This is a genomic window from Streptomyces doebereineriae (genome assembly GCF_031845645.1).
Taxonomy (GTDB): Bacteria; Actinomycetota; Actinomycetes; order Streptomycetales; family Streptomycetaceae; genus Streptomyces; species Streptomyces canus.
On sequence record NZ_JAVREZ010000015.1, the window covers coordinates 70,542 to 85,460 of the forward strand.

Sequence of the window (14,919 nt, forward strand, 5' to 3'; positions counted from 1 at the left end):
GGCTCACAGCACCGCCTCCACCTGTCCTTGGGCCGGTGCCGACGCGGGCTCCGGTGCGGCGCGGAAGTCCAGCGTGGCCACGGGGGAGGCGCCGGTCCATTGCTGAGCCATCGACAGATAGGCGCCTGCCATCAGCGTTGCTCCCCTGCGATGGCCTGTGAGCTCGGAGGACATCCCCTCGCGGGTGCGCCGGCCGTCCAGGTACTCAAGGAACTCCCACGTCGCGCGCCGCCGGGAGGACTCCTGTGTCGGCAGCGCGACTTCGGACTCGGAGGTCGCGGCCAGCGTGCCGAAGTCGAATCCGGCGTACTTGACCCAGTCGGGCCGGAACGTGCGGTTGCGGAAGACGTGCACTTCGACATGGCGTTCGTTGCCCGGCGCGTGCGGATCCGCGCTGGGCGTGCCGTCGTTGAGGGTCTGCAGGGAGTGCAGATGGATGGCCTGGAAGGGGCCCTGCTCGATGATGTGGGTCTCGTGCCGTACCCGTCCGTTGCCTTTGTAGAGGCTGGCGTGGGCCGGAGTCAGGCTCCCGCGCTGTGAGAACCCGTTGTGCACCAGGTTGATGCTGCCCAGAGTCATGGTGCGCCCGCGGCTCTGGTAGGCCATGGATATGAAGGCGTCGACTTCCCCGAACAGCCGTGTCGCCGATCGTAGTTCGGGCTCGGTGTACGGATTGCGTGCCGCGAAGGCAGGGAAGAGCCGTTCGTAGTCGCGGACTCCCATCTGGGCCAGGAGGTCGCCTGGCCGGGTGATGTGGGCATGGACTGCGACGGCGTCGAGTTCTTTGCCGCTCGTCTCGCCGGCGGCCAGAAGCCACGGCACGATGTCGAAGAAGTGGAAGCCGCTGTGGGCGGCCTTGCCGTACCCCCGGTCGAAGCCGTGGTAGGAGAGGTCGATCATCTCGTCCGGCATCCGCCACTGGCCGTCGCTGTGGAAGGACTGGATGGAGGTCACCGGGCAGCTGGTCTCGGCCGCGACCTCAGCGATGCACTCCCGTATCCGCCAGAACGCCGGGTGGTAGCGGCGCTGGCTCTGCACCGTGACCATGAGCTGCGGGAATGTGTGCCGGGTCTGACGGTAGCACTCCATGATGTCGTCGAAGTCGGTGAGGATGGCGCCCGCCTGCCTCGGGTCGGTCGAGGCGTCGGCGTGCACGCTCAGCGGCTTGTCCAGCAGCACGCTCAGCCCGCGTTCCAGCGCCCACCGCGTGTAGACCATGTGGTAGGCGGGCTCGGTGGATACCACGACGGCGTGAATGGAGCGGCGCTCCACCACCGTGTCCAGGGCGTGGCGGACCCTGTCGGGCAGTGCCTGGAGACGGGAGTCGAACGGCTCGATCAGTGTGACCGGCAGCGACCGGGGCCCGTCGTCGGCGTCGTAGGGAACCAGCACGTCGGTGGCCCCCAGGAGGTCGACGCCGCACATGGTGCCGACGAGGCCGGACGCCTGTCCGGCTGCCAGCGCCGGCAGGTGGGTGCGGCGGGCGTGGGGACCGACGCCCACCACCAGGAAGTTCTTCATGTCGTCCTCTCGCGCGTGGCCGGTGCGGGATGCGTGCCGGCGGATGGGGGTCACCGGTCCTTCGGTCCTGTCAGGCCGCGTCGGCGCAGCTCGGGCAGGACGCCCTCGCCGACCATGTACGCCTCCTCCAGGTGCGGGAATCCGGACAGAATGAACTCCTCGATGCCGAGCGCCGCATATTCGGCGATGCGGTCGGCGACCTCCGTGTGGCTGCCGACCAGGGCGGTGCCGGCGCCGCCACGCAGTAGCCCCACCCCGGCCCAGACGTTGGGGTAGATCTCCAGGTCGGAGGGGTTCCAGCCGTCACGGAAGCGTTCGTGCAGCGCGCTCATCCGGGCCTGGCCAGTCGATTCGCTGGCCGTCAGGACACGCTGGACCCGGCGGACGTGGGCCGGTTCGATGCCCTGGATGAGGCGCTCGGCCGCCGCCCAGGCTTCTGCGGCTGTGTCCCGGGCCACGACGTGGAAGCGGATCCCGAACCGCATGTTCCTGCCGTGCTGTTGGGCGAGTGCGCGTATCCACGCGAGTTTCTGCGCGACCTGCTCGGGCGGCTCACCCCAGGTGAGGTAGGTGTCCGCGTGTCGGGCCGCGACCGGGCCCGCCTCCGGGGAGGATCCGCCGAAGTACAGCGGGGGCAGCGGATCGGGCGGGGCCAGGACGGTCGCGCCGCGGACGTCGTAGTGCTCGCTGTGGAAGTCGAACGGCTCGCCGCTCCAGGAACCGCGCAGCACGGTGAGGAAATCGTCGGTGCGGGCGTAGCGGTCGGCTTTGGCCAGGTGGTCGCCGAAGCGGGCCTGCTCGTCGCGTTCGCCGCCGGTCACCACGTTGAGGAGCAGGCGGCCGCCGGACAGCCGCTGGAAGGTGCTGGCCTGCTGTGCGGCCAGGGTCGGGGAGATGAGGCCCGGCCGGAAGGCGACCAGGAACTTCAGTCGGTCGGTCTCCCGCGCGAGTGCGGCGCAGGTCAGCCAGGCGTCCTCGCACCAGGTGCCGGTCGGGGTGAGCACGGCGTCGAAACCGGCCTCCTCGGCGGCCTGCGCGATTTGTGTCAGGTAGCGGATGGTCGGCGCCCGGAACTGGTCCGCGGTGGGGGTGAGTGATGCGGCGGCTTCGGCTTGTGGGCCGTGCGTGCCCCGGGTGCCCACGGTCAGGGACCGGCCGTCGGCTGCGGTGGGAAGGAACCAGTGAATCTGCATGCCGTACTCCGTCCGGGAGGTGTCGTTGTGGCAGTCAGTCGGAAGCGAAGTCGCCAGCAGCACGCGCCTGCAGGCGGCGGAACACGGCGTCGTCCAGCTCGACCGTGCCGGTGGCCAGAGCATGGTCCGCGCGCTCTTTGCTGGCCTGTCCGGGCAGGCGCATGGGGGCGCCGTCCCGCGTCACCGCGCTCCTGATCGCATCGGCGAACTGGGTGTTGTGCTCGGGAAACCCCGTGACCTGCCCGCCGAAGGACGGGTCCAGGGCGAGGAACGTGTAGCCGGTGCTCCAGGTGGACTTCACCGCGGCGCCCATGGGGAAGGCGAAGAGCGATCCGGTGAGGATCTGCAGGAGCAGGGAGAGGGCCAACCCGCGGTGCTCGCCGAACACCACCGCCGAGGTCGCGGCGTGGGGATCGTCGGTCGGGTTCCCGTGTTCGTCCACGAAGCAGCCGGGTGGGAGCGGGCCGCCGGTGCGCCGGGCCTCCCACAGGACTCCCATGGGCGCCAGGGTGGTGGACATGTCCGCGACGATCGGCTCGTCGAGCGTGGGGATGGCGAAGGAGAGCGGGTTGACCCCGAGGACGGGGGTACGCCCGCGATGGACTGTCGCCTCGGCCCGGGAGGTGTTCATCACGATGCCGAGATAGCCGTGTTCGGCGATCCGCTCGCTCCACTGCGCGAGGATGCCGTACCGCTGCGTGTTGATCATGCCGATGATGCCGGCGCCGAGGTCTGCCGCCTTGCCCACCGCGACGTCGACGGCGTAGGCCGCGCTGATCGGTCCGATCTCGCGGCGGGCGTCGATGACCGCCAGAGCTCCCTGGTCCCGGACGATCTGCGGGGACCCTTCGCGCTGCGGGAAGAACCGGGACTCGAAGCAGAATTTGGCGATGCCGTGCGATGTCCTGCCCCGCAGCTCGCCGGCAAGGTAGTGCTCGACGACGAACGCGGCCTTGTCCTTGGGAACGGATGCTGCCTGGCAGGCGTCGCCCATGAGGTCCCGCAGGGATCCGATGGTCGCCCTCACCGGCCACCCTCCGGGCTCTGGGCAACGAGGGCAGCCTCCGTGTCCGTGAGGGCTGTGCGCGTCAGGGGCGGCCGCCACTGACACGGGTTCGTGGTCAGAGCGTGGACGATGCTGCGGTGCATGGGCATGCTGCTCTCCTGTCGTGGAGAAGAGTGATGCGCTCGGGCTGCGCGGGAGGCCGGCGGGTACGCCGACGGGACGCGTCTCGCGGGTGGTGTCGACGCGTAGATCACCGGGTGGGGCCGGGCCACCGCTCAGCGGCTGCAGCCCGGTTATGGCATGGCCGGCTTGGACCGCGACCGGTACTCGTGAGTCATGCGCGTGAGGATGAGGTGGCCGCGCTCGACGAGGTGCGGCTGCTCCTTGGTGAGGCCGGAGTCCAGGTAGGAGACGCCGAGCCGCGTGGTCAGCAGGCGCAGAACTCGCTCCTCGTCCTCGGACAGGGGACGGCCGTAGCCGGAGAAGTAGGCGGCTTTGAGGTCGGGGCGCACCACCCAGACCGCGCCGCACAGCCACACGAACTCCTCGACGGCGATGCCGGGGGCGGCCATCTCGAAGTCGATCACTCCGTGGCCGTGTTCCGGGTGCCACATCCAGTTGCGGGTGGAGTAGTCACCGTGCCGGTACACGGCAGGAACAGCCCCGGCCAGCTGCGGCAGTTCCCGGGCCACGCACTGCACCAAGGCTTGCTGCTGTTTGTCGAGGTGCCCGGCGGTGCTCTCCAGACAGGCGGCGGCTTCCTCGGCCTGGTTTGCCATGGATGCGCGGATGTTCTCGCGGTCCTGCTCCGAGGCGGGCTCGGAGTGATCGTGCCAGCGCCGGAGCAGGTGGCCGGCGAGTTCATGCACGCGCCGCTCCTCCCCCACGTCCAGGGGCAGGCCGCGCACGACGCCGCCCGGCTGCCGAGACGTCATGATCGCTTGGAGGTCGCGGTCCGAGGCAAGGAGGCGGGGCGCCTCGTGAGCGGCCAGTGCACGCGCCGCATACGCGTAGCCGCCGATCTCCCGCTCGTAGTCCCTCGCGGTCGGACTCTGCTTCACGAAGACGGCGTCCGCGCCCGAACCGAACCGCCAGACCCTGGAGCTGCCCCGGGGCCAGGACACATCCGTGACCTGCTCCGCACCGGGCAGGTGACTGGATACCCATCGCCGCAGGTCAGATGGGATGGGAGCGTTCTGGGTCATGAAGGGTTCTTCTCCGAATCGCGTGGGAACAGCGGGAGCCCGCAGGGGCTGCGTGATGGCCGCGGCGACGCCTTGACTGTACTCACCGGAAAGCGGGCGGCGCAGGGAACGTGACAGCGCCCGCATGCCCGGTGTGCCAGGTTCCCGAGCAGGCGCCGCCGGTGCACGCTCTGGTCTCGGCTGGGTGGTGGTGGACAATGCCGGTCTCCTCTCGGTGGTCTGATCTCTTAACGCTTCGGTGCTCACGGCCGGAACGGAATCTGTTGTCCGCGGGCGATGCGATGGGGCGAAAAAAAGGGGTCAGAAGTAGTCCGCCAGCCACGGTTCGCGGTCCGTGGTCGCCTGCAGCAGCTGGGCGAGCGCCCGTGGAGCTCCGCTCACTCCCGCCAGTTGGGCGGCAGCCGCACTGCGGTATCCGCCGGCGTACCAGGCTGCGATCTGTCCCTGGGTCAGGGTGAGTTGCCCCTCGCGCGTCGTGGGCTCCAGGTCGCCCTCCCCGCCCGAGATGCGGAGGAGGAACCGGTCCGTGGCCCTGCTGTCCTCGGCGACGACTTCGATCGGGAGGGTGAGATCCACCTCGTCGGGCCAGCCGCGCAGTTGTATCGCCTTCCGCAGGTCCAGGATCCGCAGCATCCACGAGTGCCAGGCCCGTGCAGTGAGGGAGCCGGTACGGCGCAGGTGGTGCATCAGCAGGGGTGCGGGTGGCAGACTGGTCCGCTCGAAGGCGATGGTGGAGAGGCGGCTGTTGTGCCGGCCGAGGAAGGAGAGCATGGCGGCGGCCACCGCCTGGTCCGCGGCCCAGAAGTCGTAGACCACCAGGCGCTGTCCTTGGCTCGGGTGGCGTTCGCCGGCCACGGACAGGACGCCGCCCGGCTCCTGGCCGGGCAGGCTGAAGGCGTACGTGGCCATCTCGGGGTGCTGCCGTTCCTGCCAGGTCGCCCACCAGTCCGGGCGCTGCCAGGGTCCGTTCCACCGTGCGGCGAGGTCATTGCACAGCGGGCGGTACTGCCAAGTTGCCGCGTGAGTGATCTGGAAATCGGACTCGCGGAAGCTGTGCCGCAGCTCATCGGCGGGGACGGTCCAGGAGAACACCTGCGTCGGCGCCTCCCACCCAAGACGGCGGACGTAGCCGCTGGAGGCGGTCCACAGCGTGGCCACAACGGCGCCCTGCTTCCGCAGGGGCCTCAGCCTCTCGGCGATCAGTGCGGCCGCGAGGTGAGACCCGCGTTCCTCCGGGGCCACGCATCCGCAGGCCATGCTGGCGCCGGGCACCGGCCGGCCGCCGAAGAACTGCGGGATCGCAAGACCCAGGCCGCCGGCGATGACCTTCCCGTCGCGGACGGCGACCCGGCGGTCGGCGTGCGCGCCCAGGCGCTGGATGTCCTCCACTTGGTGGCCGTACGCGCGGCGGGCCAGGGTGTCGTACGTCCGCCACAGCTCGTCGTCGGCTTCCACAATGCTCAGCGCGGGGGTGGGCATGCCGTGCCTTCCTCTCGCTTCTAGTAGTCGGTCACCTCGCGCACGACGCTCGCGTCGGCGGGGACGAGGAAGGTACGGGTGCAGCTGAAGACTCGCTGGCCGTGCTGGTTGTAGCCCCCGATCCGGCACGAGACGATCCCGTCCCCGGGCCGGCTCTTGGAGCGGCTGGCGGTCAGGACCTCGCTCTGCGCACGCAGGGTGTCACCGACGTACACGGGCTGCTCGAAGCGCACGTCGTCCAGAGCGAGGTTCGCGCTGGTCAAGGCGCTGGTGGTGCGGACGGTGAGGCCCAGGATGATGTTCATGGTGAGGATTCCGCAGACCAGCACCTGGTCACGGCCGGTCTGCTTGCAGAACTCGACGTCCGAGTGGACCGGTGCCTCGTTTCCGGTGAGCGCCAGGATCTGGACGTGTTCCGTCTCCGTCACGGTCCGGGCCGGCCGGTGTTCGATCACCGTGCCTACGATGCCGACGAAATCCTCAAGACCCAGACCGACCGATTCACGCATCCGGTCCTCACTGATGCGGCGAAAGCCCTGCGGGACCCTACTCACTGCGTGCCTCCATTAGCGTGGTGGATGCGGTGATGGCACCCGCTCGGGCGGTCAGAGCGCGGGCCGCGGCGATGAGCGGCGGCCCCACCATGTGGCCGTCAACGGTGGTGATCTCTCCGTCGGCGGCATCAGCGGCGGCCACCACGGCTCGCGCCGTGGCGAGTTCCTGGGCAGTCGGCCGGAACGACTCCTCGATGACGGGGAGTTGCCGCGGGTGGATAGCCACCTTGCCGAGGTATCCGAGTTCCGCGGCTTCGTCGGCCTCGCGCTTGAGCCCATCGGCATCCAGCAGGTCGAAGTAGGGAGAATCGATCGCGGGCAGGCCTGCGGCGGCCGCTCCGGCGGCCAAAACTGAGCGTGGGTGCCACAGGGCCCGGCTGTTGAGGCGGCACTGGGCGGCGGCCGCGTAGTCGGCGGCCCCGAACAACACCCCCGCCAGGACCGGGGTCTGCAGGATGGCGTTCAGCCGCTGGATGCCCAGCGGCGTCTCGATCAGCGCCCACACGCGGCGCTGCCCGTCGCCGGCATCGATGATCTTCGCAACGATTTCCACGTCCCGCGCAGATTCGACCTTGGGCACGACCAGCACGGCGGGCCGCGCACCGGACTCGGCTATCGCCACGAGGTCCCTCAGACCATGCACCGTTGCCGGAGCGTTGAGCCGCACGCCCAGCACCGTGTCGCCGGAGCCCACGCTCCCCCCGCTCTGGGACAGACAGCCGATCACCGCTGCGCGTGCCGCGTTCTTGCCGTCAGCCGGAACAGAGTCCTCCAGGTCCAGCAGGGCGACGTCCGAGCCCGACGCAGCCGCCGCTTCGAACCGGCCAGGTGCCGATGCCGGAGTGACCAGCCACGTGCTGCGGCGTTGGCCGGGAGTACTGGAGATGTTGCCGGGGAGAGATTGGGAGCACTGCACGCCGCCTCCTGGGACTCTTCTGTCACCCCATCTGCTGTGACTCCACGAGAATGGGCTCAACTGTTCGACGCCGTCGACCAGTTGAAGGGGGTCCCGAGGGGGTCCCGCATCCGCCAATCAGTTATCGACCGGGTGCGCTGAGTGATTGGATGGAGACGTGGAAGAGACCCCCCGGCATCCGCTCGTTGTGGCACGTCTCGCGTGTGGCATGACGATGGAGGAGCTTGTCTGCGGCATCCGTGCCGCGGCCGCCAGGCGCGGTCTGCGCTCAGGCACCGACGACGCGCGGGTACGCAAATGGCACCGCGGCATCGAGCCCAACGAGGAATCCCAGATCTACATCGCCGAAGCACTCGGCTGGCCCGCTGACATCGTCCGTGCCGACGACTGGCCGAACTGGCTGCCGCTCTCCGCCAACGGGGTGGTCCCCCTCGGCCCCCACAGCTCCGTGCCCGCCCTGAGAGAGGCCCAGCGAACAGCGATGGAACGCCGCACCTTCCTGACCGTCTCCGGCGCCGCCCTGTCCGCCCTGGCCGCGGAATGGGCCGGCGGCCCCGCAGACGCGCTCGCCCAGGCCCACGACGGCAAACCCGTCGGCGAAGACCTCGTCGCCTTCCTGGAGAAATCCACCCAGCATCTCGTCGGCCTGTCCACCGAGCAGCAACAGCACACCCCCGCGCTCTTGGAGGCCCACCTCGCCACGGTGACCGACCTGCTCGAAAACGGCCGCTACACGCCCGCCCTCGGGCTGCGCCTGCACACCCTGGCCGCCTCCCTCTCCCAGACCGTCGCCTGGCACGCCTTCGACCTGCGCCGCCACACCCACGCAAGCCAGAGCTGGGTCGCGGGCCTGCACAACGCCCACGCTGCAAGGGACCGCGACATGGGCGCCGGGCTTCTGGGGGACCTCGCCTACCAGGCTGCCTGGCGCCGCGATCACACCACCGCGACCAGCATCCTCAACTACGCCCTGACCCGCGTCGAGAATCCTGCCGCCCGCTGCCTGCTCCAGTTGCGCCTGGCCCGCACCCTCGCCGCACGCGGCGACCGCAGTGAACGCGGCGCCGTGCTGCGCGCCCTCGCCGCCGCCGAGCACCACCTCAACGACGCCGGCACCGACCGGCCCGCCTGGTGTGCCTGGGTATCCGAGGCCGATCTCGCCGTCGACTCGGGACAAGCCCTCCTCGACCTCGGGGACACCAGCCGCGCCCACCAGCTCATCAGCGAAGGCGAACGCCTGCTGCCGCCCGCTCGGGACAAAACCAAGGGCGTCTTCCTCGCCTACCGCGCCGCGAGCTACCTCGACCTGAAGGAACCCGAACCCGCAGCGGCCGCCGCAACCCAGTCCCTGCTCCTGGCCCGCCGCATCGGAGTACCCCGCTGCGCCCGCCTCGTCGACGAGCTACTCCCCCGCTTTGCGCACTACGCCCGCGCGCAAGGCGTACCGGAACTCCTCCACCTCTCCGCCGCCTAGACCGAGATCCAAGTCGGCTCGTAGGGTCACAGGGTGCGGGAGCCCAAGAGGATCCCGACGAACGCTCCGGCCAGGAGAAACGGGCCGAACGGGATCGCCGTCTTCCGTCCGGCCCGACGCGAGAGGATCAGACCGACGCCGTACAGCGCGCCGAGCAGAAACCCAGCGAAGGTGCCGATCAAAAGGGTTCCCCAGCTGTACCAGCCCAGGACGGCCCCGAGCGCGGGGGCGAGTTTCACATCGCCGAAGCCGAAGCCCCTGGGGTTGATCAGGAACAGCACGAAGTAGCAGGCGCCGAGCGTGAGGGAGCCGAGCAGCGCGGTCCTCCAACTGCCGCCGGCATTGGGCAGCAGTGCTGCCCCTCCGAGCCCGACGATGGCGGTCCCGGCGAGCGGTATGGCCACGACGTCGGGAAGACGGTGCACTGCGAAGTCGACCGTGGAGAGCAGCACAGCGATCGGGGCGAGCAGCAGCCACACCAGTAACTCGGGGCGGGGCCCAGTGGTGGCTGCCAGGACGGCGCAGACCACGGTCATCACCAGGGTGATGATGGGCATGCTCGGCCCGAACGTATCCCCGGCGGTGCAGCGGGCCCGCCCCAGCCACCCGTTCCCGATCCCGTCGAGCCGGTGCCCGGCCGGGCAGGCCGTGCGCCACGGCTCCTCCGGCGGCACAGAGAGCCGGTGCGCGGCGCGCGGTATGCCCAGGCTCGTGCCGGCACCCCACAGGACGGCCATCGCGGTGATCCAGAACGTCTCCACCGCAAGCAGCCTAAGCTCAGCTCCGTCCGGATGCCGCGGACGGTCCGTACCGTAAGGAGCACGTACATGCTGCTGAGGCCAGGCATGGCATGCGATGAGGCCATCAAGCTGTTGGAACGTATGACTCAGCAAGGGCTCACCAACGTGCAGAACGCGGTGCCGCATGTAAGAGGCCCCATGCTGAGCGACGACGGCTGGAACAACTTCGCACAGGCGCGGCGTACGTACGACGAGTGGACGCTTGAGGCCGGGACTGAGCTGCTGGGGGTGTTCGCGGACCGGTCGGTGGCAGGCCGCCTTCGAGGCGACCGCTACGACGCGATCATGCACCGTCAGTTCAGTGCAGACCGGCACGCCAACCTGATGCATACCGAGCTGCAGGAACTCCGCACCTATTTCATGGAGTTGGCCAACGAACTGCGCCGGATTCAGGAGAGCTTCAGCCGCCACCGTGTGCGGACGGTGGTGCTGGACACCAACGATCTGTTGCACTACATGCGCTTCGACAAGATCCCGTGGCAGCGGATCTACGGCGCCGGCACCTCCGTGATGATCCCGCACGTCGTGATCGACGAGATCGACAAGAAGTCGTACGACACCCACGACACCGGCGTCCGGAAGCGGGCACGCGCCGTCTTCGCACTCCTGGAACGGGTACTCACCCAGATCGAGAAGGATGGGCAAGCAGTCGTCAACAACGGGGAGACCGACGTGGACGTCCTGCGGGACGAGCCCGGACACGTACGGCTGCCGAACAACGACGACGAGATCGTCGCGCGCGCCTGCTATCTGCAGCAGGCCATCGCCCCGGCCCCGGTCACGGTGGTCACCGGGGACAACGGGATGCGGGCCCGCGCGCTGTCCTGGGGACTCAAAGCCCGTGTTCTGGACGAGAAGTACAGGATCGAGCGGCTGAGTGCCGCGGAGAAGGCGGCCAACGAGCAAGCCATCACCTTCGAAGTGCCTGCCGACGGGGACGGATAGCCCCCGGATGGGGCCGGCGCGTCAGCCGGTGGACCAGGCGCGCAGCTGCGCGGCGACCTCCTGGACACGGGCGCCTTTGTGCTTGGCACGCATGACGAGCGCGAGGGCCTCCTCCGGCTCGTAGTTCAGCGTGACTCCGTTGGTGTTGAGGAACGTCTCGGCGACCAGCCAAGCGAAGAACTCGTTCTTCGCCTCCAAGGGTTCGTGTAGAGCGAGGCTCTCCAACATGGCAGCGCCCTTGAGCCAGTCGCTGGCGTACACGTCGCGGCCCATGTAGTGGGCCTGGGCCCGGGCGCAGACGGCGTCCAACACACCCAGGTCGAGACAGGCCGGGTCGCCGGGGAGGGTCTGCGCGATCTGTAGAAGCTCTAGTGGGCTGAGGAACCGCGTCACGCGGCGTGACCGTGCTGCTGGATCTCGCGCAGGTCGCGGCTGCCCAGGGGAGCCGGGTCAGGCCACGCAGCGCTGGTGTCGGCGGCCTGGGTGTCCTGCGTGGCGAAGACCTCGGCGAGCTGTGGAACGCGGTCGCGGGTCTTACCAAGGGCCTTGAGGAACGGGTCGTCGGCGGCCTTGAGCGCCGCGTCGCGGACGAAGTCCTCGGGTGACTTGCCGGCGAGGTCGGCCGCCGCCTCGACTCGCGCGTACTCCTCCGGCGCGAAGGGCGGAACCTGGCGTCCGTTCTGGTCCATACGAGCGACGGTACCAGCGGGCACGGCACAGGCCGAAGGTGTTCAGGAAAGAAGGAAGCGGAAGCGGCTTCGTCTGCATGTGACGCGTTCGGAGCAGTCCCCTTCGGGTGAGCGCCCCGCAGAACGGCGTCCCGTGATGCCCGGGCGGTTCTACGATCACGCCAATGGCTTCCTATGCGAAGGACCCGCGCTGCATCGCCATGGCCGAGGCCGCCCTGGTCCCGTTGCTGCGCCGGTCCTGTCCCGAGGACGCCAGCGGCTTCGGCGGCTCCTTCCAGGTGAACTTGGACGACGAGGAAGCCGTAGGGCTCGGCGGAGTCGAACTGATCAGGGCCGCGATGCGCAAGGCGGCCCGGCAGCTCGGCTGGAAGGTCGAGACGATCGGGTGGATCGGCACTCGATTCGGCACGATGATTGCCGTTCGGGACACCCGGCAGGTCCCCGGAGAGCATCGGACCGTCGTCGACGCCGTGATGTACGAGCGCATGAGTGCCGCGGTGGCCAGACCTCGTCTTCCGAGCCCCGGGAGGTTCCCGTTCAGCGCGGCTCTGTCGCCCTGATGACCCAGAAGTTCCGTGCGGCTGTCGCTGAAACGAATGCCTGACCAGACGGGCCCACAGGCCTGGTCCGGCGAGTCTATTCAGGACCTGCCGTTGTGATGTCGACTCCCCCGTTCGCGGCCGTGTACCGGCAGACGTTGGTCAGCGCCCCCCTGAGATCGGTCTACCGTTTCACTGCATGACCACTTTGATCATTGGTGGCAGCGGCTTCCTGGGCGCCGAGCTGGTTCGGCAGGTGACCGCAGCGGAGCAGCCCCCGGCAGCGACGTACGCCACCAGGCCCGGCGACGAGGCCCAGGCCGTCTGGTACCCCCTCGATCTGCGGGACGCCGCCCGCATGGACGCCGTCATGAGCGAGGTGCACCCGCGTCTCGTCATCAACGCTTCGAGCGGCGGGGCTGACTGGGGCGTGACGGCGCAGGCTCCCATCCGGCTCGCAATGACTGCGGCAAGACAAGGTGTCCGCCTCGTCCACGTGTCCAGTGATGCCGTGTTCTCCGGGGCCCGGGTCCACTACGACGAGTCCAGCCTGCCTGACCCCATTACCCCGTACGGGGCGGCGAAGGCGGCGGCGGAGACGGGGGTCCTCGCCGTGTACCCGGAAGCTGTGGTCGCCCGCACGTCGCTGATCATCGGCGGGGGGTCAGCCCATGAGCGCCTCGTACACGAACTCGCCGCCGGCACCCGCGACGGCGCCCTGTTTACCGACGACATCCGCTGCCCAGTGCACGTCGCCGACCTGGCCGCCGCCCTCTTGGAGCTGGCTTCGGGCAACAGCTCCGGCATCCACCACGTCGCCGGGCCCGACGCGGTGAGCCGCCACGAACTCGGCATCCTCATCGCCGGGCGGGACGGCCTCGACGCCTCCCGACTCCCGACCGGCCTGCGAAGCGACAGCCCGATGCCCGGTGCCTTGGACGTGCGCCTCGACAGCCGGGCGACCCAGCGCAAACTGAGCACCACGCTTCGCGGAGCTCGGGCAGTACTGCACGGCGTCATCGCTGGCCCACCACGCGCCAACTGAGCGAGCGGTCAGGTCCCGCGGCCCCTACGCCAAGGCCGCCCCGAGGGAAGAACTTCATGCCGTCGGCAGGCTGCCAGCGCCCTGACATCCGGCCTGGATGAGTTCCTCACCCGCACCGAGAACGGCACGACTCAGGTCCACCTCACCGACGTTCTGGGCACCGTCGTCGGCCTGGCGAACCCGGACGGCACCATCGCCACCAGCTACGCCTACGACCCGGGCGGCACACCCACCGCCTTCGGCGCGGCCTCGTCGAACCCGTACACCTTCACCGGCCGCGAGGATGACAACACCGGCCTGCTCTACTACCGCGACCGCTACTACGACCCGCAAACCAGCCGCTTCATCTCCCAGGACCCCATCGGACAGGCCGACAGCACCAACCTCTACCAGTACGCCCTGTCCTCCCCCACCACCTACACCGACCCCACCGGCAACAACCCCCTGATCGCCGGCTGCGTCGTCGGCGGCCTCATGGACGGCGGCCTGGACTGGCTCACCCAGCGCCTGTCCGGCCGCAAGGTCAACTGGGGCCAGGTCGGCCAGGCCGCCGCCATCGGCTGCCTCAGCGGCATGCTCGGCGCCGGCCTCGGCGCCAAAGCCGGAACACGGGCGACGAACTGCAACAGCTTCACCGCCGACACCCCCGTCGTGATGGCCGACGGCACCCGCAAACCCATCCAGGACGTCCAGATCGGGGACAGCGTCCTCGCCACCGACCCCGAAACCGGCGACACCGGCCCCCGCAAAGTCACCACGCTGATCACCGGCAGCGGCGACAAACAGCTCGTCGACCTCACCGTCGACACAGACGGCACCGCCGGCGCCAAAACCGCCACGATCAACGCTACGGACGATCATCCCTTCTGGGTCCCCGACCTCCACCAGTGGATCGACGCCGGCGATCTCACCGCCGGGCAGTGGCTGCGCACCAGCGCCGGAACCTGGGTCCAGATCACCGCCCTCGACCACCGCACCCAGCCGGCCTCGGTCTACAACCTCACCGTCGACGACCTCCACACCTACTACATCGCCGCAGGCAGCCAAGACCTCCTCGTCCACAACTCCACCTGCCTCCTTGGTACATCCAGAGACATCAAGCGCCACATAGCCAAGCCACCAGGCGACTTCGACGCCGACTTCCTCAACATTCCGGCAATGAGAGGACCAGGCAGATGGAACTGGACTCGCAATAAGCGCTTCATCGATGAAGCGCTGGCCAGTGGGAAGCCGATCCATCTGGTGACCGATCCCACCAAGCCGCTCTACACCAAGGGCAACGTCTACCAGCGAGAACTGAAGTACCTCCAAGACAAGGGATACGGCTGGCGCACAGTGGACGGCTTGGGAGGTCGTCAGAATCCGCCCTTAGCAGGGCCGACGACAGCAAGGACGAGAGGCACCCATGGTTCCATCAGCAAAATCGTTCTTCGAGGAAGTACAGGCTGCCTACGCGGATGTAGTAGCAGCCCTGGGGCTGTTGGGGCCGGCCGAGACTGAACTGGTCCTACCGGTCTCTGCCTACAGGGGCGGTGCAGTCGTGTATGAAGTCT

At 69.0% G+C, this 14,919-nt stretch carries 15 protein-coding genes and 1 pseudogene; 6 read left to right on the plus strand and 10 right to left on the minus strand.

Annotation, left to right across the window (positions count from 1 at the left end; translation table 11 throughout):
• Positions 1–3: 3 nt before the first annotated feature.
• The 7 genes from RNB18_RS34840 to RNB18_RS34870 form a co-directional block, all read right to left on the minus strand.
• Positions 4–1,575: a Gfo/Idh/MocA family oxidoreductase gene (locus RNB18_RS34840; protein ID WP_311718082.1), complete on the minus strand. Its 1,572-nt coding sequence runs from the start codon at positions 1,573–1,575 to the stop codon at positions 4–6.
• Complete coding sequence (locus RNB18_RS34845; protein ID WP_311718083.1) at positions 1,572–2,714, minus strand: LLM class flavin-dependent oxidoreductase; 1,143 nt, start codon at positions 2,712–2,714, stop codon at positions 1,572–1,574. Before RNB18_RS34845 ends, RNB18_RS34840 begins: the two co-directional genes overlap by 4 nt.
• A gap of 34 nt (positions 2,715–2,748) precedes the next feature.
• The gene (locus tag RNB18_RS34850; RefSeq protein WP_311718084.1) at positions 2,749–3,741 is read right to left on the minus strand and encodes an Ldh family oxidoreductase; all 993 of its coding nucleotides are present in this window, start codon (positions 3,739–3,741) and stop codon (positions 2,749–2,751) included.
• Positions 3,742–4,013: 272 nt separating this feature from the next.
• Complete coding sequence (locus tag RNB18_RS34855) at positions 4,014–4,925, minus strand: aminoglycoside phosphotransferase family protein (protein ID WP_311718085.1); 912 nt, start codon at positions 4,923–4,925, stop codon at positions 4,014–4,016.
• Positions 4,926–5,225: 300 nt separating this feature from the next.
• Complete coding sequence (locus tag RNB18_RS34860) at positions 5,226–6,404, minus strand: GNAT family N-acetyltransferase (protein ID WP_311718086.1); 1,179 nt, start codon at positions 6,402–6,404, stop codon at positions 5,226–5,228.
• Positions 6,405–6,424: 20 nt separating this feature from the next.
• A complete protein-coding gene (locus RNB18_RS34865) occupies positions 6,425–6,913 on the minus strand; it encodes a MaoC family dehydratase (protein ID WP_311718087.1) in 489 nt (162 codons plus the stop codon).
• 37 nt (positions 6,914–6,950) lie between these two features.
• On the minus strand, positions 6,951–7,874 hold the full coding sequence (locus tag RNB18_RS34870; RefSeq protein ID WP_311718088.1) for an HpcH/HpaI aldolase/citrate lyase family protein: 924 nt from the start codon (positions 7,872–7,874) through the stop codon (positions 6,951–6,953).
• A gap of 208 nt (positions 7,875–8,082) precedes the next feature.
• On the opposite strand from RNB18_RS34870, the gene RNB18_RS34875 reads away from it, so the two are divergent.
• Positions 8,083–9,348: an XRE family transcriptional regulator gene (locus RNB18_RS34875; RefSeq protein WP_311718089.1), complete on the plus strand. Its 1,266-nt coding sequence runs from the start codon at positions 8,083–8,085 to the stop codon at positions 9,346–9,348.
• Positions 9,349–9,374: 26 nt separating this feature from the next.
• Here RNB18_RS34875 and RNB18_RS34880 read toward each other — a convergent pair whose 3' ends face one another.
• Positions 9,375–10,085 (minus strand): prepilin peptidase, encoded by a 711-nt coding sequence (locus RNB18_RS34880; protein WP_311718245.1) that lies wholly within the window; start codon positions 10,083–10,085, stop codon positions 9,375–9,377.
• A gap of 144 nt (positions 10,086–10,229) precedes the next feature.
• Between RNB18_RS34880 and RNB18_RS34885 the strand changes: the two genes are divergently transcribed.
• Positions 10,230–11,093 carry a PIN domain-containing protein gene (locus RNB18_RS34885; protein WP_311718090.1) on the plus strand — a complete coding sequence of 288 codons (864 nt, stop codon included), beginning with the start codon at positions 10,230–10,232 and terminating at the stop codon, positions 11,091–11,093.
• Positions 11,094–11,114: 21 nt separating this feature from the next.
• Here RNB18_RS34885 and RNB18_RS34890 read toward each other — a convergent pair whose 3' ends face one another.
• Entirely contained in the window at positions 11,115–11,486 is a 372-nt protein-coding gene (locus RNB18_RS34890) for a fic family toxin-antitoxin system, toxin component (protein ID WP_311718091.1), read from the minus strand.
• A complete protein-coding gene (locus RNB18_RS34895; RefSeq protein ID WP_311718092.1) occupies positions 11,483–11,782 on the minus strand; it encodes a hypothetical protein in 300 nt (99 codons plus the stop codon). Before RNB18_RS34895 ends, RNB18_RS34890 begins: the two co-directional genes overlap by 4 nt.
• A gap of 164 nt (positions 11,783–11,946) precedes the next feature.
• Here RNB18_RS34895 and RNB18_RS34900 point away from each other — a divergent pair, with 164 nt between their 5' ends.
• From RNB18_RS34900 to RNB18_RS34910, 4 genes and pseudogenes are all read left to right on the plus strand, one after another.
• Positions 11,947–12,342: a hypothetical protein gene (locus RNB18_RS34900; RefSeq protein ID WP_311718093.1), complete on the plus strand. Its 396-nt coding sequence runs from the start codon at positions 11,947–11,949 to the stop codon at positions 12,340–12,342.
• A 178-nt stretch (positions 12,343–12,520) separates the two neighbouring features.
• Positions 12,521–13,366 carry an SDR family oxidoreductase gene (locus RNB18_RS34905; RefSeq protein ID WP_311718094.1) on the plus strand — a complete coding sequence of 282 codons (846 nt, stop codon included), beginning with the start codon at positions 12,521–12,523 and terminating at the stop codon, positions 13,364–13,366.
• 192 nt (positions 13,367–13,558) lie between these two features.
• Positions 13,559–13,789, plus strand: a pseudogene (locus tag RNB18_RS53845) (RHS repeat-associated core domain-containing protein); the annotation flags it as partial.
• Positions 13,790–13,840: 51 nt separating this feature from the next.
• Complete coding sequence (locus tag RNB18_RS34910; protein ID WP_311718095.1) at positions 13,841–14,866, plus strand: polymorphic toxin-type HINT domain-containing protein; 1,026 nt, start codon at positions 13,841–13,843, stop codon at positions 14,864–14,866.
• Positions 14,867–14,919 lie beyond the last annotated feature (53 nt).